Genomic DNA, 21,361 nt, shown 5'->3' on the forward strand with positions numbered 1-21,361 from the left:
GTAAAGCTCCGCTGATCGCCCGGTGTCGGCGGCACGGCCCGGTTCGCCCCGGGTCCGGGGGCACGGGGTTGGCTCCCCGGTGGCGGCCGCGCGTAACCTTGACCGGCAACACGCGTGGCGGCTCCCGCTGGACTCCAGCGCCCGGACGTACCGCCGCTCCGTCCTAGCAAGGAGAACCCCGGTGCCCCTGGTGTCCGTCGTGATGCCCGTGTACAACTCGGCAGCCACCCTCGGCGCGGCGGTGAGGTCGGTGCTCACCCAGACCCACGACGACCTCGAACTGCTGATCACCGACGACCGGTCCACCGACGACTCCATGGACCTGCTCCGGGAATTCGCCCGGCAGGACGAACGCGTCCGCCCGGAGACGGCCGCCGAGCAGGGCGGCGCGGGCCGGGCCCGCAACCTCGCCATCGAGCGGGCCCGGGGGGACTACGTCGCCTTCCTGGACAGCGACGACATGTGGCTCCCGGAGAAGACCGAGCGGCAGCTCGCGTTCGCCGCGGAGGGGAACGCCCCCCTGACGTACACCTCGTACTTCAAGATGGACGCCGACTACGCGGGCGAGAGCACCGACTTCGTCCCCAACGGGCGCGTGGTCCAGGCGCGGGGACACGTGGACTACCGCGCGATGCTGGTCCGGGACTACATCGGCGCCCTGACCGCCATGTACGACCGCACCGTCCTCGGCACCCGGCTGATGCCGGAGATGCGCAAGCGCCAGGACTACGCCCTCTGGCTGTCGATCATGCGCGACGGCGCGGACGCCCGGGGCCTGTCCGAGCCCCTCGCGGTGTACCGGGCCCACCAGGCGGGCTCGCTGTCCTCCAACAAGCTGTCGCTGGTCCGCTACAACTGGGAGCTGTACCGCGAACACGAGGGACTGTCGGTCCCCCGCGCGACGCGCGGCCTGGCGGGCGCGGTGTGGCAGTCGCTCCGCAACTCGCGGATCTAGTCCGCAAGGGACGGCCCGGCCCACACGGGCGGCCCCGCCTGCCCCGCCGCCCCCGCCGGGCCCGGCGGGATCCCCCGGGGGCAGCCCGCCCCGGCGGGCCCGGCGGGATCCCCCAGGTGGGGCGCCCGCCGCCCGTCCTCCGGCCGCCCCACGCCCGGGGGAGCCGCTCCTCCGGGCGGGTACCCGCCCGGAGGGCCCGTACCGCCCGGGAGAGAGCCAGGCCCGTATCGCCCGGGGCGGGCCGTACCCCTGGAGGTGCCGGTCCGTCCGCCCGCCTGCCGCCGGGGCCGCACCTCCCGGAGGGCCCCAGCCCGCACCACCCGCCACTGAGGGCCGTACCCCCGGATGGACCTGCCCGTACCGATCGCCGCCGGGGCCGCACCTCCCGGAGGGGCCGGTCCGAGCCGACCGCCGCCGGGGGGCCGTCCCCGGGAGCGACCTGCCCGTACCGCCCGCGCCGCCGGGGCCCTTACCCGCCCGTTGCCGGGGCCGCACCCGCCAGCCGTCGGGCGCACCGCCCGCCGCTGAGGGCCATCCCCCCGGAGAGGCCCGGTCCGCGCCGCCGGGACCCGCACCCGCCGCTGGGCCCGCGCCCGCCCGTTGCCGGGGCCTGCCCCCGACCGCCCCCGCCCGCCGCTGGGGCCGCGCTCGCCCGTTGCCGGGGCCTGCCCCCGACCGCCCCCGCCCGCCGCTGGGGCCGCGCTCGCCCGTTGCCGGGGCCTGCCCCCGACCGCCCCCGCCCGCCGCTGGGGCCGCGCTCGCCCGTTGCCGGGGCCTGCCCCCGACCGCCCCCGCCCGCCGCTGGGGCCGCGCTCGCCCGTTGCCGGGGCCTGCCCCCGACCGCCCCCGCCCGCCGCTGGGGCCGCGCTCGCCCATTGCCGGGGCCCGCCCCCGCACGCCGCCGGGCGCGCCGACCGCGCCCGGCGACCGTGAGCGGCGTCCTCAGGACGGGTCGCCCCGGACCGGGGCGGGGGCGGCCTCGGGGGCGACGGCCCCCGGCCGGGTGGTGCGCTCCGCCGTCCGCAGCACCCCCGCCAGCGCGATCAGCCCGAAGGCCAGCGCGGTGACCAGCCCGAACGACACCACCAGACTGGTCAGGTCCGCGACCGCGCCGATGGCGGAGGGCGCGATCAGCCCCGAGGTGTAGGTGATGGTGGCGACGCCCGCGATGGCCATGCTGGCGTTCGTCCCGCTGCGTCCGGCCGCCGCGAAGGCCAGCGGCACGACCACGGCGACGCCCAGTCCGAGCAGCGCGAAACCGCCCATGGCCACGGCCGGATGGCCCGCCATCACGATCATCAGTCCGCCGAGCGTGGCGAGCGCCCCGCCCGCCCGTACGGTCCGCACCGCGCCGAAGCGGTCCACCACCCGGTCGCCGGCCAGCCGCGCCACCGCCATGGTCAGGGTGAATCCGGTGGTGCAGGCCGCCGCGAGCCCGGGGGAGGAGCCGAGCACGTCCCGCAGGTAGACCGCCGACCAGTCGAGACTCGCGCCCTCCGCGAACACCGCGCAGAACCCGATGGTGCCGATGAGCAGCGCCGAGCGGGGCGGCAGCGCGAACCGGGGCGGCGGCTCCTCGTCGACGGCGGGCCGCACGTCCAGCACGCTCCGGCAGACGGCGAGCCCCAGCAGGGTGAGGACGAGCGCCGCGGCGGTGTGGTGGACCCGGGCGTCCACGTCCAGGTGCGCGGCGAGGGTGCCGCCCGCCGAGCCGATCAGGGCGCCCACGCTCCACATCCCGTGCAGCCCCGACATGATCGAGCGGTTCAGCCGGTTCTCCACCTCGATGCCCAGCGCGTTCATCGTCACGTCCGACATCCCGGAGGTGGCGCCGTACACGAAGAGCGCCAGGCACAGCGTCAGCAGGTTCGGCGCCAGCGCGGGCAGGACCAGCGACAGCGTCCACAGCGCCAGCAGGGCGCGCAGCGCGGCCCGCATGCCGAACCGGTGGCCGATCCGGCCCGCGAGCGGCATCGCGACGGCCGCGCCGATCGCCGGGAACGCCAGGGCCAGTCCCAGCTGGCCCGCGCTCACCCCGGCGTGCTCCTGGATCCACGGCACCCGGGTCGCGAACGATCCGGTGACCGATCCGTGCACACAGAACGCGGCGGCCACCGCGTACCGGGCGCGCCGCACCGCCGTCTTGTCGTGGGCCGGTCCGGCCCCCGTACTTCCCATCAGGTCGTCGCCTCCTGTCGGACGGGCCCTCGTCGGAGCCCGTCATGGACTGTTTCCGGTCCCGCGCGCCGCCGGACCGTGGTCGCGGCGGCCCGTTCGGCCCGATGGAGGCGTAAACTATCAGGAACCTTGCCTGATAAATAGACCTCCGTCCGGGCGCCCGCGCCCTCTCCGCCCTTGTTCCCCGTTTCCGGCCCCCGTGCCCCGCTCCCGGGCCCCCTCCGTCCCCCTTCCCGTCCCGGAGCGCCGGTGTCGGCCGCGCCGAACACCCCGACGGCGGACGGCCGGTGGGACGCACGCCCTCCCGGGGGTCCGGCCACCGCCGGGCCGGTGGCCGACACGCGCCCGTGGCCGGGAGGGGCCCGTCTGGAAGGATCGACCGCATGCCCGCATCACCGAGCACGGCCCGCGCCATCAACGACCGGCTCGCGCTGGACTTCCTCCAGAGCGAGGGCCCGCTGACCGCCGGGCGGCTCAAACAACTCACCGGACTCTCCCGGCCCACCATCGCCGACCTCGTCGAACGCCTCCAGGACAGCGGTCTGGTCACGGTCGTCGGCGAGGACGGGGCCCGCCGCCGGGGCCCCAACGCCCGGCTCTACGGGATCGTCGCCGACCACGCCCACCTGGCCGCCCTGGACGTCCGCAAGCACGACGTCTCCGTGGTGGTCGCGGACCTCCTCGGCGAGGTCCGGGCGCGGGCGTCGGCCCCCGTCGGCGGCGACCCCGAGGCGGACGTGGCCCGCGTCGTCGCCCTGGTGGAGAGCGTCGCGGCCCGGGCCGGGGCCTCCGCCCTGCACAGCGTCGGCATCGGGGCCCCCGGCCTCGTCGACCCGGCCACCGGCGAACCCCGCGACGGCTCCGGGGCCCCCACCTGGCACCACCGCCTGATGACGGCCCTTCAGGAACGGCTGTCGGCCCGGGTCATCATCGAGAACGAGACGAACCTCGCGGGCCTCGCGGAACACCGCGAGGGGGTCGCCCGGGACCGGGACACCTTCGTCCTGCTGTGGCTCAGCCGAGGGGTGGGCGCGGCGGTCGTCCTCGACGGGGCGCTGCGCCGGGGCGCCTCGGGCGGCGCCGGGGAGATCGGCTTCCTGCCCTCGCCCGGCACCGGCACGCTGCCCTCCCGCGCCTCCTGCGCCGGCGGTTTCCAGGACCTCGCCGCGTCCCGCGCCATCGTGGACCTGGCCGCCCGGCACGGAGTGACGGCCGCCCCGGTGGAGGGCGAACCGCCCGCCGCCGCCCTGGTCCGGGAGGCGGTCGCGGCGGTCGCCGGGGGTTCCGGACGGGCCCGCGCGGCCGACGCGTTCCTCGACGAACTGGCCGACCGGCTCGCGGTGGGCGCTGCGGCGGTCACCTCGGTGCTGGACCCCGGCTGCGTCGTCCTCGGCGGGGAGGTCGGCCTGGCCGGGGGCGCCGACCTCGCCGCCCGCACCGGCGCCCGCCTCGCCGGGCTCTCCCCGCTGCGCACCGAGGTCAGGGTCGGTGAACTGGGAGGGACCGCGGTGCTGCGCGGCGCCCTGTGCACGGCCCGGGACGCCGCCCAGGACGACCTGTTCTCGCCGCCCGCCGACGGCGACCGGGCCGTACGGTCCGCCGGCGCCCTCCGGAACGCGCGCCCCGTCACCGTCCGCTCCGTCGGCACCCGCTTGGGAACCGAACACCCGGCAACCGGCTGACCGGCCCGGTGGCGCGCGGACCCGGCGGCGGGCAAGGGCCGGAAAGTCCGCCGCCGGGCGTCGCGCCGGGCGCGTGGCGCGCCCAGGGCGGGGCTTCTCCGTGGGATGACGCGGAGAAGGGCGAGCCCGCGAGCCGTCGTCCGGCGGCGCTCGTCCCGTCCAAGAAGCTTGCCCGCGAACCGAGTTGGCGAACCGCCCCGGACACCGGGCGTCCCCGTACGCCGTCTTGTGAGCCAGTCCACAACCACGCGCCCGCATGGCCCGGCGGCGGGCGTGGCAGACTGGTTCCGTACCAGCAGCAGCGCACTCCGGGGTCGGTGAAAGTCCGAACCGGCGGTAACAGTCCGCGACCCGGTCACCTCCAGTGGCCGGTTGACCAGGTGGAATTCCTGGACCGACGGTGAAAGTCCGGATGGGAGGCAGTGCGCGGCGGGCGAGCACCTCCGGTGTGCGCCGTCGTCGGTTCCGTCCATGTCCGTGGACGCGGACGGTCGCGGCCACGCGCTCTCCGGTGTGCCACGCCCGTACCTCTGTCGTTCCCGACAGCCCCGGAGTCCGTGCCCGAAGAGGCAGGAGGACCCGGTGGCCACCGCAGCCGAAGCAGCCGCCATGCGACGCGCCGTCGCGCTCGCCGCGCGCGGACTCGGCCACACCAGCCCCAACCCCGTCGTCGGCTGCGTGGTGCTGGACGCCCACGGCGAGCCCGTCGGGGAGGGGTACCACCAGCGCGCGGGCGGACCCCACGCCGAGGTCCACGCGCTGCGCGCGGCGGGCGACCGGGCCCGGGGCGGCACCGCCCTCGTCACCCTCGAACCCTGTGACCACACCGGCCGCACCGGCCCCTGCTCCCGGGCCCTCCTCGACGCCGGGATCGCCCGGGTCGTGTACGCGGTCGCGGACCCCACCCCCGACGCCACCGGCGGCGCGGACACCCTGCGCGCGGCGGGCGTCCAGGTGGCCGCCGGGCTCCTCGCCGAGGAGGCCGAGGCCGTCAACGCCGCCTGGCTCACCTCCGTCCGGCTCGGCCGCCCCCACGTCACCTGGAAGTACGCGGCCACCCTCGACGGCCGGACCGCCGCCGCCGACGGCACCAGCCGCTGGATCAGCTCCCCGGAGTCCCGTGCCGATGTCCACCGGCTGCGCGCCCGGTCCGACGCCGTCGTCGTCGGCTCCGGCACCGCCCGCGCCGACGACCCGCACCTCGCGGTCCGCGGCGTCGAGGGCGCCCGGCAGCCGCTGCGGGTCGTCGTGGACACCTCCGCCACCGCCGTACGGCCCGGCGCCCGGGTCCTGGACCCGGCCGCCCCCACCCTGATCGCCGTCGCCGGGGACGCGCCCGCGCCCCCCTACGCCGGTGCCGACGGCGCCCCGGAGGTGCTCCGGCTGCCGCGCGCGGCGGGCGGGCTCTCGGTGCCCGCCCTGCTCACCGCGCTGCACGCCCGGGGCGTGCGGTCGGTGCTGCTGGAGGGCGGGGCGACCCTCGCCGGGGCGTTCGTCGCCGCCGGAGCGGTCGACCGGGTCGTCGGCTACCTGGCGCCCGCCCTGCTGGGCGCCGGACCCGCCGTCCTGACCGGCGCGGGAATCACCACCCTCACGAACGCGTTGCGCCTCGACATGACCGAGGCCGTCCGGATCGGAGCCGACCTGCGGATCACCGCCACCGTCGCTCCCGGGGCCCGGCCGGGCCCCGCCCCCACCCACGCCAAGGAGTGCTGAACGTGTTCACCGGAATCGTCGAAGAGCTGGGCGAGGTCACCGCGGTCGAGGAGCTGGGCGACGCCTCCCGCTTCCGGCTGCGCGGCGCCGTCGTCACCCAGGACGCCCGGCACGGCGACTCGATCGCGGTCAACGGCGTCTGTCTGACCGTCGTGGAGCGCGCGGACGACGAGTTCACCGCCGACGTCATGGCCGAGACCCTGAAGCGGTCCAGCCTCGGCGCCCTCGGCGTGGGCTCCCGGGTCAACCTGGAGCGGCCCACCGCGGTCGGCGACCGGCTCGGCGGCCACATCGTCCAGGGCCACGTCGACGGCACCGGGAACGTCCTGGCGCGCCAGCCCTCCGAGCACTGGGAGATCGTCCGGATCTCGCTGCCCCGGGAGCTGGCCCGCTACGTCGTCGAGAAGGGCTCCATCACCGTCGACGGGGTCAGCCTCACCGTCGTCGAGGCCGGTGACGACTTCTTCACCGTGAGCCTCATCCCCACCACCCTCGACCTGACCACGCTCGGCCTCAAGCAGCCCGGCGACCCGGTCAACCTGGAGGTCGACGTGATCGCCAAGTACGTCGAGCGGCTGCTCGGCTCCCGGGGAGACGTCCGATGAGCGGCGTCGGCTGGCTCCAGTCCACCGCGTTCACCGCCTTCGACCAGCGGGTCATCTGGTCCGACCTGATCGGCAACACCATCGGGCTGGCGGCCCTCGCCCTCGGCTGGCGCCGCTCCGTGTGGACCTGGCCCGCCCAGTTCCTCGCCGGAGCGGTCCTCGTGGTCGCCAACGCCCACGCCGAACTGATCGGCGGCGTCGGCAAACAGCTGATCGTCATCGCGGTCGCCGTATGGGGCTGGCGGCAGTGGACCCGGGGCACCCGGCAGGCCCAGGACGGCACCCTCGCCGTCCGCTTCGCCACCTGGCGCGAGCGCGGACTGCTCCTCGCGGGCACCGCCCTCGGCACCCTCGCCGTCGGTCTGCTCTTCACCGCCCTGCCCGACCTGTCCTGGAACCCCTGGCCGGACGCCTACGTCTTCGTCGGCACCCTCGCCGCGATGGTCGCCCAGTCCCGGGGCCTCGTGGAGTTCTGGTTCGCCTGGCTCCTCGTCGACCTGGTCGGGGTGCCCCTCGCCTTCTCCAGCGGGCTCGCCTTCTCGGGGCTCGTCTACGTCCTCTACTTCGCCCTGGCCCTGTGGGGCATGCGCGACTGGTGGCTGCGCTCCCGAGCGGCGGCGCGGCCCACGCTGAAAGGAGTTCCCGCATGACCGGCCACCCGGCCACCGGCGCCACCCTCCCGGCGGGGCACGCCCCCGCCCCGTCCCCGGACGACGACGAGCGGTTCGCCCTCGACCCGGTGGAGCGGGCCATTGCGGACATCGCCGCGGGCCGCCCCGTCGTCGTCGTGGACGACGAGGACCGCGAGAACGAGGGCGACCTCGTCATCGCCGCCGAGAAGGCCACCCCCGAGATCGTCGCGTTCATGATGAGCGAGTGCCGTGGACTGATCTGCGCCCCCATGGAGGGCGCCGAACTCGACCGGCTGCTGCTCCCGCAGATGGTCGAACGCAACACCGAGTCCCTGCGGACCGCGTTCACCGTCTCCGTCGACGCGGGCCCCGCCCACGGCGTCACCACCGGGATCTCCGCCGCCGACCGCGCCACCACCCTGCGGCTGCTCGCCGACGGGACGTCCGGACCCGGGGAATTCGTCCGCCCCGGCCACGTCTTCCCGCTGCGCGCCCGGCCCGGCGGCGTCCTCGCCCGCGACGGCCACACCGAGGCCGCCGTCGACCTCGCCCGGCTCGCCGGACTGCGCCCCGCCGGGGCCATCGTGGAGATCGCGGGGGAGGACGGCCGGATGCTGCGGCTGCCCGAACTGATCCCCTTCGCCCGCAAGCACGGCCTCACGATCATCTCCATCGCGGACCTGATCGCCTACCGCCGCGCCATCGAGGGCTCCCTCGTCCGCGTCGTCCCCGGGGACCTCCCCGTCCGCCGCGAGGCCGAGGTGCGGCTGCCCACCGCCTACGGCGACTTCACCGCCTACGGGTACCGCGCGACCGACGGGGTCGAACACCTCGCCCTGGTCCACGGCGAGGTCGGCGACGGCGAGGACGTGCTGGTGCGCGTCCACTCCGAGTGCCTCACCGGGGACGTCTTCCAGTCGCTGCGCTGCGACTGCGGCCCCCAGTTCCAGGCCGCCATGGAACGCGTCGCCGCCGCCGGGCGCGGCATCGTCGTCTACCTCCGGGGCCACGAGGGACGGGGCATCGGGCTGATGTCCAAGCTGCGCGCCTACGAACTCCAGGAGCGCGGGCACGACACCCTGGACGCCAACCTCGAACTGGGCCTGCCCGCCGACGCCCGCGACTACGGCGCCGGTGCCCGCATCCTCCGCGACCTCGGGGTGCGCAGCCTGCGGCTGCTCACCAACAACCCGGAGAAGACCGACGCCCTGGTGCGCCACGGTCTGGTCGTCCGGGGCCGCGAGCCCATGCCCGTCCAGGCGGGCGAGCACAACCTGCGCTATCTGCGCACCAAGCGCGACCGGATGGGCCACGACCTGCCCTGGCTGGACGCCCCGGCCACCCGGACCTGCGCCAACCAGTGACCCCGGCCCCCCGGCCCCCCGGCACCCCCCGCACCACGGCACCACCCGCACGACCGCACCACCACCGCCCCGCACCGGCCGGCGCGGTACCACCCACGAGAAGAGGAGCAGCGCGTGAGCGGCAAGGGCGCACCCGAACTGAGCGTGAAGAACTGCGGCGACCTGCGCGTCGCCGTCATCGCGGCGCAGTGGCACGACAAGGTCATGGACGGACTGGTCGACGGCGCCCTGCGCGCCCTGCGGGAACTGGGCATCGACGAGCCCACCCTGCTGAGGGTCCCCGGCAGCTTCGAACTGCCCGTCGTCGCGAAGGTCCTCGCGGGCCGCGGCTACGACGCCATCGTCGCGCTCGGCGTGGTGATCCGCGGCGGCACCCCCCACTTCGACTACGTCTGCCAGGGCGTCACCCAGGGGCTCACCCAGGTCGCCGTCGACTCCGGCGTCCCCATCGGCTTCGGCGTCCTGACCTGCGACACCGAGGAGCAGGCCCTGGACCGCGCCGGGATCGAGGGCTCCCGCGAGGACAAGGGCCACGAGGCCGTCACCGCCGCCGTCGCCACCGCCGCCACCCTGCGCACGGTCTCCGAACCCTGGCGCTGACCACGGTCCGTTGGGGGTCGCCCACGGGGTTCCCGTAGAGTGGTCCCCACCATGTCCAAGAAGACGTTCGAGCAGCTCTTCACGGAGCTGCAGCAGAAGGCCGCCCACGGCGACCCCGCCACCTCACGCACCGCCGAACTGGTCGACAAGGGCGTCCACGCCATCGGCAAGAAGGTCGTCGAGGAGGCCGCCGAGGTCTGGATGGCCGCCGAGTACGAGGGCAAGGAAGCCGCCGCCGAGGAGATCTCCCAGCTGCTGTACCACGTCCAGGTGATGATGGTCGCGCGCGGGATCTCCCTGGACGACGTGTACGCCCATCTGTAGGGCGCGCGCCACACCGGCCCGCGCTCGTCCCCACCACCCCGCGCGTCCGTGGGGGCGCCCGTCACCGGGTCCGCCCCCACGGTCACGCGCCCGACGCACCACCCCGCCGTACCCGTAGCCCGGTAGCACCCCGTAGTACCCCACCCCGCTCGTCACACGCGAAGGAACTGGCCTCATGCTGCGCATCGCCGTCCCCAACAAGGGTTCACTGTCCGGACCTGCGTCGGCGATGCTCCATGAGGCCGGCTACCAGCAGCGGCGGGAGTCCAAAGAGCTGGTGATCGTCGACCCGGTCAACGAGGTCGAGTTCTTCTACCTGCGCCCCCGTGACATCGCGATCTACGTCTCCTCCGGCAAGCTCGACATCGGCATCACCGGACGTGACCTGCTGGTGGACTCCGGAGCCAACGCCGAGGAGATCCTGCCGCTCGGCTTCGCCCGCTCCACCTTCCGTTTCGCCACCCGGCCGGGCATCGCCGAGGGCGTCGCGGACATCGGCGGGCTCACGGTCGCCACCTCCTACGAGGGCATCGTCGCCAAGCACCTCGCCGACCACGGCATCGACGCCTCCGTCGTCCACCTCGACGGCGCCGTCGAGACGGCCATCGAACTCGGGGTCGCCCAGGTCATCGCCGACGTGGTGGAGACGGGCACCTCCCTGCGCAACGCGGGCCTGGAGGTGATGGGGGAGCCGATCATGACCTCCGAGGCCGTCGTCATCCGCCGCACCGGCGCCGAGGACGACGACCCCAAGGTGCAGCAGTTCCTCCGCCGCCTCCAGGGCGTCCTGGTCGCCCGGACGTACGTGATGATGGACTACGACTGCCGCGCCGAACACCTGGAGCGCGCCGTCGCGCTCACCCCCGGGCTGGAATCGCCCACCGTCTCCCCGCTGCACAACGAGGGCTGGGTCGCCGTCCGCGCGATGGTCCCCGCCAAGGACGCCCAGCGGATCATGGACGACCTCTACGAACTCGGCGCGCGGGCCATCCTCACCACGGCCATCCACGCCTGCCGTCTCTGAGAAGCAGCGGAGCAGCCCCCCTCATGTCCGACAGCACCCCGTCCGACACCCCCGCCCCGGCCCCCGGCGGCCCGTCCGCCCCGGCGGCGCTCCCCGCGCCGCCCGCCCTGCCGGTCACCTTCCGGCCGTCCCTCATCCGGGCCGTCCTGCTGGTGTCGGGGGTGGCGATCCTCGCCGTGCTCACGGTGATCGCGATCGTCCTGCCGCACCTCAGCCCGGGGGAGCGCACCAGCTTCGTCTTCACCGGTGTGCTCTGCCTCGCCGGGCTCGCCCTGCTCGGCAGGCCGAGGATCGTCGCGGACGAGCGGGGGCTGACCGTCGTCAACATCGCCTCCTCGCGGCGGCTGGAGTGGGCCCAGGTCATCCAGGTCAATCTGCGCCCCGGTGACGCCTGGGTCTTCCTCGACCTCAGCGACGGCACCAGCCTCGCCGCCATGGGCATCCAGCCCGGGATGGCCCGCGAACGGGCGATCGCCGACGCGCGCGCCCTGCGCGCCCTGGTCCAGGAACACGGCACCGGCCACCGCGCCTGAGCCGTGGTGACGGCGGCGGGCCCGACGACACCGGACCCGCCCCACCGGCTGGTTGCCTGATCCGGTCCACCGTCGAGCGGACCGGTGACGGGCGGGGCCGGGTCCGGGCCGTCCGGAAACGCACGGGCGGGCGGACGGCCCGGCCCCGGCCGCCCGGAGAAACGGACGGGACCAGGGCCCGGCCATCCGGAGAACGGACCGGATCAGGCCCCGGTCGCCCGGGGTTTGCCGGGACCCCGCCCCGACAGCACCTCCCCGTACGCCTGCATCAGGTCCGGCAGCCGTAGCGTCGCCAGGTCGTCCCGGCCCGGGGTGCTGGTGTAGCCCGACAGCCTGAGGTCCCGGTACGCGCAGCTCTTCTCGTACAGCGTCCGCAGGAACCGGCCGTTGCCCAGCTCGTCGATCCACCCCTGGTCCACGACGTGTCCGCTGATGGAGCGCAGCTCGTCCACCGCCTCCTCGTCCCACGCGTCCCCGTTCTCGGCGGCCAGTACCTCGCCGATCGCGGTCAGTTCCAGGGGACGGTACGAGGGGAAGTCCACCCGGGTGGTGAAGCGCGAGGACAGCCCGGGGTTGGTGGCCAGCAGCCGGTCCATGCCCTCCGGGTACCCCGCGAGGATCACCACCAGGTGGTCGCGGTTGTCCTCGGCCCGCTTCAGCAGCACCTGCAACGCCTCGTCGCCGTACGCGTCGCCCTTGCCGTAACCGGAGTTGGACAGCGCGTACGCCTCGTCGAGGAAGAGCACCCCGCCGATCGCGGAGTCGATCAGCTCGTTGGCCTTCACCGCGGTCTGGCCGAGGTACTCCCCGACCAGATCGGCGCGCTGCGCCTCCACCAGATGGTCCCCGCCGAGCAGCCCGAGGGCGTAGAAGACCCTGCCCAGTATTCGGGCGACCGTGGTCTTGCCGGTCCCGGACGGACCGGAGAAGACGAAGTGCCGCTTCGGGGGCTGCACCGGAAGGCCCTGTCCGGCTCGGAGCCGGGCCATGTTCAGCTGCGCCGACAAGGCCCTGACCTGCCGCTTCACCGGATCGAGCCCGACCATGCGCTCCAGTTCGGCGAGGGCGTCGGCGAGCAGCGCGGGGTCGGCGGCGGTGGCGGTCCGGTGCTGGGCGGGGGCGACGGCCTTCTCCCGGACGGCGTCCCGGACGCCCGGCGCCCCGACGGCGGCCGGGTCCGGCGGGGGCTCGCCCACCTTGAGGTCCCGGCCCTCGGCGGCGGCGGACAGCGGATCCGCCCCGGCGGGGTCGCCCGCGCCGGGCGCGGGCACCGCGTAGCTCCCCAGGTCGAGCGCGTCGTCGAAGCCCTCGCCCTCGGCGATGGCGGCGAGCCGGGCCGAGGTGTCCATGAACGCCGGGTCCACCCGGTGCACCGCCCGGTACAGCGGCAGGGCCGCCGCGCTCCGTCCGGTGCCCTCGCGCGCCCGGGCCAGCCAGTACCGCAGCTCCTTGCGCTGCGGCTGTTCGCTGCGACAGCGCATCAGCGCGGCCGACAGCAGCGGCTCCGCCTGGCCGAACATCTCCAGCCGGACCCGGGCCATCCCGGCGAACAGCCCCGCCTCGATCCCGAGCAGCGGGTCGTCGAGCAGCGGATCGGTGTGGCGGACGAGCTGCTCCCAGTCCTTGACCAGATAGGAGCGGCAGGCGTGCAGGAACCGCACCTGCGGATCGGTGTCCACGGGCGGCAGCCCGGCGAGGGCCCGGTCCAGCTCGGGGACGTGCCGTCCGTCGAGCCAGTGGGAGGCGTGGGCGAGCAGCAGGTCACGCGGCCGTTCCAGGACCGGTTGCACCCACCAGCCGAGCCAGTACCAGGAGTTGAGCGCCCGTCGGTGCCGGGCGCGCTGTTCGCCGAAGCGTTCGCGGTGCTGGTGCATCCGCAGCAGCGCGGCGGTGGTGTCCACCCGGAGCGCGTGCAGTCCCAGCCAGCCGTCGGCCATGCCCGGATCCTGTCGGACGGCCGCCTTGAATTCCTCTTCCGCCTGCGGATACGCGCCCATGGTGTAGGCGTCCACACCGCGCAGCCACGCGAGTTCCGCCGGGGCCGGAGCGCCCTGGGTGCCGAAGTCCATCACGTCCCCCACAAGCCGTGCCCCCGATGATGTGCCGGTGCTCGCCGGTGCCAGTCGGTACCGGCCATTGACAGTTCACTTGCCCCTGTCGACCCGTGTGGAACCGCTGTGCCGTGGACGGAAGTTGACCCGGTGCGCCGAGCGGCCCGTCCGTTGCTCGCACGGAACGCATCGTACCCGCGTGACGGGGCTGGATCTAAGGGTGCCCGGAATGCCCGGTGCGCGAAGCCCGGACGCGCGCGGGCCCACTGGTATGGAGGGGACGGCAGGGGTGTGCGGGGCGTACGCCGTGGTGACGGAAAGTGAGCGATCGGCGCCCTCGCGCGCGGGGACGAACCGGGTGGAGCGGATGTTCGGGACAGAACGAAGCCCCCGGTCACGGGGGAACGACCGGGGGCTTCGCGCGAGCGGGCGACCCGAAGGCCGCACATTCAGAACGTAAGACCTGTACGGCCGTGTGGTCAACCTGTACGGCCGTGTGGTCAAGCGGAGTTGGGGCGCCGAAAGGGAGCGCGTTCGACGTACCGCCGAGCACCCCCGGGGAACCTCACGCTCCGTGAGGGAACGGCTCGTCCCGTGTGGTCTCCGTCGCACCGGAAGCGTGTTCGGCGTCGGAGGCGTCGGCCGTCCCGGCGGGTCCGGGCGACACCCCGTACCCCCCGGGGTACTGACGGACCAGCCAGTCCGCGTGGGGCCGTGACGGGTCACCGGCGAAGTGGGCCCGCTCGGCCTCCGTCCACTCCCGCCAGAACGCCTCCTGCGCCGGACCGTCCCGCCGACGGCCCCGCTCCCAGGCGGCCCGCGCCGGGTACTCCATCCACACCACCCGGGCCAGCCGGGGCCGTAGCGCCCGCCGTCCGGCGCCGACCCCCTCCAGCAGGACCACCGGAGCGGACGGCAGCACCCGGAGCGGGCCGAACGCGCGGGCGGTCCAGTCGTACGGGGCGTACCGCGCGTCCTCCCCCCGGGCCAGGGGCGCCACGACCCCGTCGAGCAACCGGTCCGTCCAGCCGAAGAGTCCGGTGTGCGTGGCCACGTCGTCCAGGTGCAGCACGGGGGCGCCGCCGAGGGCGTCGGCCAGCAGCGCCGTGAAGGTCGTCTTCCCCGAACCGGCGTGCCCGTCCACCGCGACCAGCCGCACCGGACCGCAGGACGGCGGCGCGGCCGCCAACTCCACCGCGAGCCACTCCACCCCGCCTGACAGCGGCGGCCCGGAGGACGGCGACGGTGGCGGCGGTCCGGATGACGGCGTGCGCCCGGCCGACGGTGACGGTGAGGGCCCGGCCGACGACGAAGACCCGGGGGACCCCCCGGCCGACGGCGGCGGCGACGGCGCGCGGGACGGCGGCGGCGCGGTCGGGCGTCCGGCGGACGGGGGTGGGGAAGGCGGCGGGGGAGCGGACATCGTCCCTCCAGCCTACGACCGTCCGCGCTGCTCCAGCCGGGTGCGCGCACCCCGGCCGCCCGGGTGGCGCTGGCCCCTGTCCGGCGCCCGGGGCGATAGTGGCGCACGGCGGTCCCGGCCCGTGGACCGCCCGCCGTCACCGCGCACCGACCGGGGGTCCGTCCATGACCGCAGCCGAGGGAACCTCACGCCGGACGGTGCTCACCACCGTCTGCGCCGCCGCCTGCGCCGCCGTGGCCGGGGCCCCCGCCCCGGCCGCCGCCGCTCCCGCCGTCCGGACACCGTCCTCCGGGGCCCCGTCCCCGGCGGACCGGGCCGCGCGGCCGGTGGCCCACCACGCCTGGACCTCGGCCGCCGACTGGGCGTCCGGCACCACCCAGGGCACCCGGGTCGTGGACGCCGCCCGTCCGCATCTGGCCGTCGCGGCGCCCGTGGGCCGCATCCAGCGCACCGACCCGCACAGCGGCACCTCCGCCACCTGGGAACACGCGGTGTGGACCGGACCGGAACACCCGCTGCCCGCCCCGGCGACCGAGGCGATCGTCTCCTGGAACGCCCACACCCCGTCCGGCACCTGGCTCCGCGTCGAACTGCGCGCCACCTACAGCGACGGCTCCCGGTCCCCCTGGTACGTCATGGGCGACTGGGCCGCCGGGGACGGGGACGTCCGGCGCGCCTCCGTCGACGGTCAGGACGACGGCCGCAGCGCGGTGCGCACCGACACCCTCGCCCTCACCGACCCGGACTCCGGGCTCCGGCTGGCCGCCTGCCGGGTGCGGGTCACCCTGTACCGGGCCCCGGGCGGTACGGGCGGTACGGGCGGTCCGCTGGTCTGGCGGCTCGGACTGACGACCTCCGACCTGCCGGACCGTTTCACCGTGCCCGCCTCCACCCCCTCCGCCCCCGGCGCGCACCGGGAGCTGCGGGTGCCCCGCTACGCCCAGTACGTGCACGCCGGGCGGTACCCGGAGTACGACAACGGGGGCGCGGCCTGGTGCTCGCCCGCCTCCTCGCAGATGGTGATCGAGTACTGGGGGCGCGGCCCCACCGCCGCCGACCTCGCCTGGGTGGACCCGGCCTACGACGACCCCCAGGTCTGCCACGCCGCGCGGGCCACCTACGACCACGCCTACCGGGGCTGCGGCAACTGGCCCTTCAACGCCGCCTACGCGGCGACCCACCGGGACCTGGAGGCCGTGGTCACCCGGCTCACCTCGCTGGGGGACCTGGAGGCACTGATCGCCGTGGGCGTCCCGGTGATCGCCTCGCTCTCCTTCCGGTCCTCGGAGCTGACCGGCGCGGGGTACGGGACCCCCGGCCATCTGATGACCGTGGTGGGCTTCACGGCGGAGGGGGACGTGGTCGCCAACGACCCCTCGTCCGCCTCGAACGACGAGGTACGCCGGGTCTACCGGCGGCGCGAGTGGGAGAACGCCTGGTTGCGGACCCGGCGGTACGACGCCTCGGGGAAGGCCGTCGCCGGGGCGGGCGGGGTCTGCTACCTCTACTACCCCACCGGCCCCGACGAGGAACGGCGCCGGGCCCTGGCCGCCGTGGGCGTCGGCTGATCCGCCGACGCCCACGGCGCTGCCGGGGCGGTTGGTCAGGGGCCGGTCGGCGGCCGTACCGCCCAGTCCGGGTGGCCCGGCATCGGCGGGGTCTTCGTCCCGTACAGCCACGGCCGCAGGAAGGCGTCCAGGTCCTCACCGGCGATCTCGGAGGCCAGCGCGACGAAGTCCCGGGTGCCGGCGGTCCGGCCCCGGTGGCGCTGGGCCCACTCCCGCTCGATCCGGCGGAACGACGCGTCCCCCACCCGCTGCCGCAGCGCGTACAGGACCAGGGCGGAGCCGTCGTACCGCATCCGTTTGAACAGCTGGGGCTCGGTCGGCTCGGCGGGCGCGCCGAAGTCGCGGCGCCACTGGTCGTGCTGCTCGTACGCCGCCTTCATCGCCGTCTCCAGGGCGGTGCCCCCGTGGTCCTGCGAGTACAGCCGCTCGTAGAAGCGGGCGTGTCCCTCGCTGAGCCAGAGGTCGGACCACTCCCGGATGCCGTTGCTGTCGCCGAGCCACTGGTGGGCCAGTTCGTGGACCAGGTTCCGTTCGGCGGAGACCCGGTCCCCGAGCAGGTCCGCCTTGGGCACCAGGGAGAGCGTCTGGGTCTCCAGGGCGACCCCCAGGTCGGTGTCCCCGACGAGGACGCCGTAGCGGTCGAACGGATAGGGGCCGAGCCGTTCCTCCAGCCAGGCCAGATGCCCGGGGGTCAGCTCCCGGTAGCGCGCGGTGGACTCCACCAGCGCGTCCGGGACCACGTCCCGCAGGGGCAGTCCGCGCGGCCCCCGGCCCTCCACGAAGGTGAACTGGCCGATCGCGACCTGGACGAGCTGGGCGGCGACCGGTCCCTCCGAGTCGTAGGTCCAGCGGACCCGGCCGTCGGGCAGTTCGTCGCGTCCGGCGAGCCGCCCGCCCGCGGCGGCCTCGACCCCGGCGGGGGTGGTGATCCGGAAGGTGACGGGGGCGCGGCGGCTGGGGTGGTCGTCGGCGGGGAAGATCATGCGGGCCCCGTTGGGTTGGGGGTACACCACCGTGCCGTCCGGGGTGGGGATCCAGCCGTAGTCCTCGATGGCGTCGGTGCGGTGCCGGGTCAGGGTCGGGTCGGCGGTGTACCGGACGACCACGGTGAAGGCGCCGTCCTCCGCCAGGGGCCGCGCCGGGGTGACGATCAGCTCGTCGCCGTCCCGTTCGGCACGGGCGTCCTCCCCGTTCACGGTGACCGACCGCAGCACGTTGCCCGCGAAGTCCAGGTGGAAGCGGGAGAGGTCCTGGGTGGCGCGGGCCAGGATCGTCGCGGTGGCGGGGAAGGCGGTGCGCGGCGCCCGCCAGTCGAGGTCGACCAGATAGCGGCTGACCCGGTAGCCGCCGTTGCCGTCCAGGGGGAAGAGCGGGTCGCCCGCCCCCGGGGCGCCGGGCGTGGCGGTGCGGTGGAGGGCGGCCGGACCGGCACCGGGGGCGGCGGAGGGCGAGGCCGGGCCGGTCAGCACGGTCACCGTGGCGAGCACGGTGACGGCGGCGGTGCGGGCGCGTCGGCGCCGGGCGCGGCGGGTGCCCCGGGGCGCGGTGCGGGCGTCGGGCGTCGGGGGAGGCTGGGGAAGCCGTGCGGACCGTGGACGCGGTGTCACCGGAATCCTTCCGTTCGTCGGACGGGGGCTCGGATTCGGAACGTCGGGCTCGGAACGTCGGGTGCGGACTCGGATCATCGGGTGCGGGTGGTGCGGGTGGTGCGGGTGGTGCGGGTGGTGCGGGTGGTGCGGGTGGTGCGGGTGGTGCGGGTGGTCGGTGCAGGACGCTGAGACGGGGGACGGGGAGCCGTGCCGGGGTGGCCCGGCCCGACGGAGGAGCCGGAGAGGGCGGGGCGCGCGCCGCCCCTCCCGGTAGACAGGGCCCGGCCGCCCACCGTTGCGCGCGCAACCGTGGCGATGCCGATGGGCCGGAGTGAACGACGGTTCGCGCGCCCTTCCCGTACGCGCCGCTTCGCCCGCTCACTCCCCGTGCGCCCCCAGGTTCCCCCGGTCACCGGGGCGTGACCGACGTCTCTACCGGACGGGACGCCCCGGATGGCACAGTGAAACGACCCCTTCGGGGGAGTTCCCCACCGCACGACGACAGCGAGACGCCATGACCGCGAACTCCGCCGCTCCCCGCCCGGCCGCAACCACCCGCACCGGTGGCCCCGTCCCCGACGGTCCCGCCGTCCTCGAACACGTCCTCGGCTGGACCCTCGTCGTGGTGATCGCGGTGCTGGTGACCCGTCTCGGCCTCGTCTGACCCTCCGCCGCGCGGTCCCGGAGCCCTCCCCCGAGGGCGCCCGGACCGCCCGGAGCCGCCGGCCCGGGGTCCCGGCTCTGCCATACTGCCCGGTGTTCCGTCGCCAGCCGGGAGGCACAGGCCGCCTTTGGATACCAGTCAGCAGCAGGCAACCGGCGGATCACGGCCGCCCGGGGAAGGACGCGTCCGGGCCCGTGGCACCGACCGTTCCCTCACCCGGCGGGCCGAACTCCTCGCGATCGGGCGGAAGCTGTTCGCCGACACCGCGTACGACGCGCTGTCGATGGACGACATCGCCCGGCAGGCGCACGTCGCCAAGGGGCTGATCTACTACTACTTCGGGTCCAAGCGCGGCTACTACCTCGCCATCATCGAGGACGCGGTGGCCGGACTCGTCGCCCGGTCCGTGAGCGAGCCCGAACTGCCGGGCCGGGCCCGGCTGGAGCGGACCATCGACGGCTATCTGCGCTACGCCGAGCACCACCAGGCGGCGTACCGCGCGATCGTCACGGGCGGGGTCGGGTTCGATTCCGAGGTCCACGCCATCCGGGACGGGGTGCGGGAGGCGATCGTGGACACCATCGCCGAGGGCGCCTACGGCCGCCGGGAGATCCCCCGGACGGCCCGGCTGGCCCTGCTCGGCTGGCAGTGGAGCGTCGAGGGCATCACGCTCGACTGGATCGGCGGACCCGGCGATCCGCCCCGGGACACCGTCCGCGCGCTGCTGGTCGGGCTGCTCGGGAGCACCCTGCGCACCATCGAGGAGTTCGAGCCCTCCTGCCCGGCCCCGCCCGCCGAGCCGGGCTGACGCACCGTCATCGACCGTGTGCCGAAGGGCGGACGCCCGGCCCGAGGACGGCACGGGGGGACCCGGCGCGTAGGGGACCGGCGCACGGAGGGGCGGGACCCGCGACCAGGTCCCGCCCCTCCGCGCTCTCACCGCGATGGTCTCGATCGCCCCGGGGGAGAGTGTCCGCCCGGGCGGCGTCCCCGTGAGCGCCGCCCGGAGAGTCATGGCACGACGGTCAGTTGAGCGACTTGATCAGCTCGCCGTCGTTGGTGTCACCGCTCAGGTCCCAGATGAACGTCCCGGCCAGGTTCTGCCGGTTCTTGTAGGCCATCTTGGCGGTCAGCGTCGCGGGGGTGTCGTAACTCCACCACTCGTTCCCGCACTTGGCGTAGGCCGTGCCGCCGACCGTCCCGGTCACCGGGCAGCGGTTCTTCAGCACCTTGTAGTCGTCGATGCCCTGCTCGAAGGTGCCCTGGGCGGGGCCGGTGGCGCTGCCGCCGGGCGCCGACTGGGTGACGCCGGTCCAGCCCCGGCCGTAGAAGCCGACGCCGAGCAGCAGCTTCTGCGACGGAACGCCGAGCGTCTTGAGCTTGGCGATCGTGGCTTCCGTGTGGAAGTCGGGCTTCGGGATGCCGGGGTAGCTCGTCAGCGGCGAGTGCGGGGCGGTGGGCCCGGTCCGCGACCAGGCGCCGAAGTAGTCGTAGGTCATCGGGTTGTACCAGTCGACGTACTGGGAGGCCCCCACGTAGTCGGCGGCGTCGATCTTGCCGCCGGGGGAGGCGTCGGCGGGGATCGCGGAGGTCACGAGCTGGGAGCCGAACCGGACGCGCAGGGCCTTCAGCAGCTCCTTGTAGGCGTCGCGGCCGCTGGTGTCGCAGCTCGCGCCGCAGGCGTTCGGGTACTCCCAGTCGATGTCGATGCCGTCGAACACCCCGGCCCAGCGCGGGTCGTTGACCAGCCGGTGGCAGGACTCGGCGAACGCGGCCGGGTTCCGCGCGGCCTGCGCGAAGCCCGAGGACCAGGTCCAGCCGCCGAACGACCAGATCACCTTGATCTGCGGGTTCCTCGCCTTCAGCTCCTTGAGCTGGTTGATGTTCCCCCGCAGCGGCTGGTCCCAGGTGTCGGCGACGCCGTCGACGGATTGGTGGGCCGGATAGATCCGGTCCAGGGCGGCGTACTCGTCGCCGATGCCGCACTTGCCGTCCTTGACGGTGCCGAAGCCGTAGTTGATGTGCGTCAGCCTGTTGACGGCGCCGGAGGTCTGGATGTTGTTGACGTGGTAGTTGCGCCCGTAGACGCTCCACTCGGTGAAGTACCCGACCACCTTGGACCGGGGCGGCGGCGACAGCGGCTGCGGCGCGGCCTCGCCCGCGCTCGCGGTGCCCGCCCCGGCGAGCAGACCGGCGCCGAGCACGGCACTGCACAGGACGGAGACGAGGGCCCGGAAACGGGCAGGACGGTGCGGCTTCGGCATCGGATCACCTCGTGGGGGAGGGGAACGGTGGGGGCGCTGTACCGAGCGGGCCTGCTGGGCCGGTTCCGCGGGAAGGTGGGGTCCACGGGCACCGGTGGAGGTGGACACGGGGTGTGGGTGGGGGGTGGCACGGAGTGTCCGGGGGAACAGTAGGAGGACTAGACCAGTCGGGTCAATGGTGTGGACCAA

The 21,361-nt window shown here is 75.0% G+C and carries 18 protein-coding genes and 1 riboswitch; of the genes, 13 read left to right on the forward strand and 5 right to left on the reverse strand.

The genetic code is table 11. The annotated features are described in order from the left end of the window. Positions 1-181: 181 nt before the first annotated feature. The gene (locus tag ACVWNX_RS29605; RefSeq protein WP_454411248.1) at positions 182-955 is read left to right on the forward strand and encodes a glycosyltransferase family 2 protein; all 774 of its coding nucleotides are present in this window, start codon (positions 182-184) and stop codon (positions 953-955) included. A 942-nt stretch (positions 956-1,897) separates the two neighbouring features. On the opposite strand, the gene ACVWNX_RS29610 is transcribed toward ACVWNX_RS29605, so the two are convergent. Beyond that, positions 1,898-3,133, reverse strand: a complete 1,236-nt coding sequence (locus tag ACVWNX_RS29610) for an MFS transporter (protein WP_454411249.1) — start codon at positions 3,131-3,133, stop codon at positions 1,898-1,900. Positions 3,134-3,516: 383 nt separating this feature from the next. Here ACVWNX_RS29610 and ACVWNX_RS29615 point away from each other — a divergent pair, with 383 nt between their 5' ends. The 9 genes from ACVWNX_RS29615 to ACVWNX_RS29655 all read left to right on the forward strand — a co-directional run bounded on the left by ACVWNX_RS29615 (position 3,517) and on the right by ACVWNX_RS29655 (position 11,613). Next, a complete protein-coding gene (locus tag ACVWNX_RS29615) occupies positions 3,517-4,815 on the forward strand; it encodes an ROK family transcriptional regulator (protein ID WP_454411250.1) in 1,299 nt (432 codons plus the stop codon). A gap of 299 nt (positions 4,816-5,114) precedes the next feature. Next, a riboswitch (FMN riboswitch) is annotated at positions 5,115-5,245 on the forward strand. A gap of 152 nt (positions 5,246-5,397) precedes the next feature. Then, positions 5,398-6,531, forward strand: a complete 1,134-nt coding sequence (ribD, locus tag ACVWNX_RS29620) for a bifunctional diaminohydroxyphosphoribosylaminopyrimidine deaminase/5-amino-6-(5-phosphoribosylamino)uracil reductase RibD (RefSeq protein WP_454411251.1) — start codon at positions 5,398-5,400, stop codon at positions 6,529-6,531. A gap of 2 nt (positions 6,532-6,533) precedes the next feature. Beyond that, positions 6,534-7,136, forward strand: a complete 603-nt coding sequence (locus tag ACVWNX_RS29625; RefSeq protein WP_454411252.1) for a riboflavin synthase — start codon at positions 6,534-6,536, stop codon at positions 7,134-7,136. Then, the gene (locus ACVWNX_RS29630) at positions 7,133-7,786 is read left to right on the forward strand and encodes a nicotinamide mononucleotide transporter family protein (protein ID WP_454411253.1); all 654 of its coding nucleotides are present in this window, start codon (positions 7,133-7,135) and stop codon (positions 7,784-7,786) included. Before ACVWNX_RS29625 ends, ACVWNX_RS29630 begins: the two co-directional genes overlap by 4 nt. Continuing rightward, the gene (locus ACVWNX_RS29635) at positions 7,783-9,132 is read left to right on the forward strand and encodes a bifunctional 3,4-dihydroxy-2-butanone-4-phosphate synthase/GTP cyclohydrolase II (RefSeq protein ID WP_454411254.1); all 1,350 of its coding nucleotides are present in this window, start codon (positions 7,783-7,785) and stop codon (positions 9,130-9,132) included. Before ACVWNX_RS29630 ends, ACVWNX_RS29635 begins: the two co-directional genes overlap by 4 nt. Positions 9,133-9,246: 114 nt before the next feature. After that, positions 9,247-9,732 (forward strand): 6,7-dimethyl-8-ribityllumazine synthase, encoded by a 486-nt coding sequence (gene ribH / locus ACVWNX_RS29640; RefSeq protein WP_454411255.1) that lies wholly within the window; start codon positions 9,247-9,249, stop codon positions 9,730-9,732. Positions 9,733-9,783: 51 nt separating this feature from the next. Next, positions 9,784-10,056, forward strand: a complete 273-nt coding sequence (locus ACVWNX_RS29645; RefSeq protein ID WP_454411256.1) for a phosphoribosyl-ATP diphosphatase — start codon at positions 9,784-9,786, stop codon at positions 10,054-10,056. Between the two features lie 175 nt (positions 10,057-10,231). Next, positions 10,232-11,080, forward strand: a complete 849-nt coding sequence (gene hisG, locus ACVWNX_RS29650) for an ATP phosphoribosyltransferase (RefSeq protein WP_454411257.1) — start codon at positions 10,232-10,234, stop codon at positions 11,078-11,080. A 23-nt stretch (positions 11,081-11,103) separates the two neighbouring features. After that, complete coding sequence (locus ACVWNX_RS29655) at positions 11,104-11,613, forward strand: PH domain-containing protein (protein WP_454411258.1); 510 nt, start codon at positions 11,104-11,106, stop codon at positions 11,611-11,613. A gap of 203 nt (positions 11,614-11,816) precedes the next feature. On the opposite strand, the gene ACVWNX_RS29660 is transcribed toward ACVWNX_RS29655, so the two are convergent. Next, the gene (locus ACVWNX_RS29660; protein WP_454411259.1) at positions 11,817-13,682 is read right to left on the reverse strand and encodes an AAA family ATPase; all 1,866 of its coding nucleotides are present in this window, start codon (positions 13,680-13,682) and stop codon (positions 11,817-11,819) included. A gap of 547 nt (positions 13,683-14,229) precedes the next feature. After that, positions 14,230-14,859 (reverse strand): uridine kinase family protein, encoded by a 630-nt coding sequence (locus tag ACVWNX_RS29665; RefSeq protein WP_454411260.1) that lies wholly within the window; start codon positions 14,857-14,859, stop codon positions 14,230-14,232. 392 nt (positions 14,860-15,251) lie between these two features. On the opposite strand from ACVWNX_RS29665, the gene ACVWNX_RS29670 reads away from it, so the two are divergent. Next, complete coding sequence (locus ACVWNX_RS29670; protein WP_454411261.1) at positions 15,252-16,655, forward strand: C39 family peptidase; 1,404 nt, start codon at positions 15,252-15,254, stop codon at positions 16,653-16,655. Between the two features lie 35 nt (positions 16,656-16,690). Here the strand turns inward: ACVWNX_RS29670 and ACVWNX_RS29675 are convergent, their stop codons facing one another. Then, positions 16,691-18,262, reverse strand: a complete 1,572-nt coding sequence (locus tag ACVWNX_RS29675) for a M1 family metallopeptidase (RefSeq protein WP_454411262.1) — start codon at positions 18,260-18,262, stop codon at positions 16,691-16,693. 496 nt (positions 18,263-18,758) lie between these two features. Between ACVWNX_RS29675 and ACVWNX_RS29680 the strand changes: the two genes are divergently transcribed. Both ACVWNX_RS29680 and ACVWNX_RS29685 read left to right on the forward strand, forming a co-directional pair. Further along, a complete protein-coding gene (locus tag ACVWNX_RS29680) occupies positions 18,759-18,908 on the forward strand; it encodes an SCO1431 family membrane protein (protein ID WP_454411263.1) in 150 nt (49 codons plus the stop codon). Positions 18,909-19,035: 127 nt separating this feature from the next. Beyond that, the gene (locus tag ACVWNX_RS29685; protein ID WP_454411264.1) at positions 19,036-19,716 is read left to right on the forward strand and encodes a TetR/AcrR family transcriptional regulator; all 681 of its coding nucleotides are present in this window, start codon (positions 19,036-19,038) and stop codon (positions 19,714-19,716) included. Between the two features lie 217 nt (positions 19,717-19,933). Here ACVWNX_RS29685 and ACVWNX_RS29690 read toward each other — a convergent pair whose 3' ends face one another. Beyond that, positions 19,934-21,172 (reverse strand): glycoside hydrolase family 18 protein, encoded by a 1,239-nt coding sequence (locus tag ACVWNX_RS29690; RefSeq protein ID WP_454411265.1) that lies wholly within the window; start codon positions 21,170-21,172, stop codon positions 19,934-19,936. Positions 21,173-21,361: the final 189 nt, after the last annotated feature.

The sequence above is a fragment of the Streptomyces sp. JNUCC 64 genome (assembly GCF_054484115.1).

Bases quoted from the DNA above. Each gene is read 5' to 3' on its own strand.
- ACVWNX_RS29610 (WP_454411249.1), bottom strand. From the start codon at position 3,133: ATGGGAAGTACGGGGGCCGGACCGGCCCACGACAAGACGGCGGTGCGG.
- ACVWNX_RS29615 (WP_454411250.1), top strand. From the start codon at position 3,517: ATGCCCGCATCACCGAGCACGGCCCGCGCCATCAACGACCGGCTCGCG.
- ACVWNX_RS29630 (WP_454411253.1), top strand. From the start codon at position 7,133: ATGAGCGGCGTCGGCTGGCTCCAGTCCACCGCGTTCACCGCCTTCGAC.
- ACVWNX_RS29635 (WP_454411254.1), top strand. From the start codon at position 7,783: ATGACCGGCCACCCGGCCACCGGCGCCACCCTCCCGGCGGGGCACGCC.
- ACVWNX_RS29645 (WP_454411256.1), top strand. From the start codon at position 9,784: ATGTCCAAGAAGACGTTCGAGCAGCTCTTCACGGAGCTGCAGCAGAAG.
- hisG (WP_454411257.1), top strand. From the start codon at position 10,232: ATGCTGCGCATCGCCGTCCCCAACAAGGGTTCACTGTCCGGACCTGCG.
- ACVWNX_RS29655 (WP_454411258.1), top strand. From the start codon at position 11,104: ATGTCCGACAGCACCCCGTCCGACACCCCCGCCCCGGCCCCCGGCGGC.
- ACVWNX_RS29660 (WP_454411259.1), bottom strand. From the start codon at position 13,682: ATGGACTTCGGCACCCAGGGCGCTCCGGCCCCGGCGGAACTCGCGTGG.
- ACVWNX_RS29670 (WP_454411261.1), top strand. From the start codon at position 15,252: ATGACCGCAGCCGAGGGAACCTCACGCCGGACGGTGCTCACCACCGTC.
- ACVWNX_RS29680 (WP_454411263.1), top strand. From the start codon at position 18,759: ATGACCGCGAACTCCGCCGCTCCCCGCCCGGCCGCAACCACCCGCACC.
- ACVWNX_RS29690 (WP_454411265.1), bottom strand. From the start codon at position 21,172: ATGCCGAAGCCGCACCGTCCTGCCCGTTTCCGGGCCCTCGTCTCCGTC.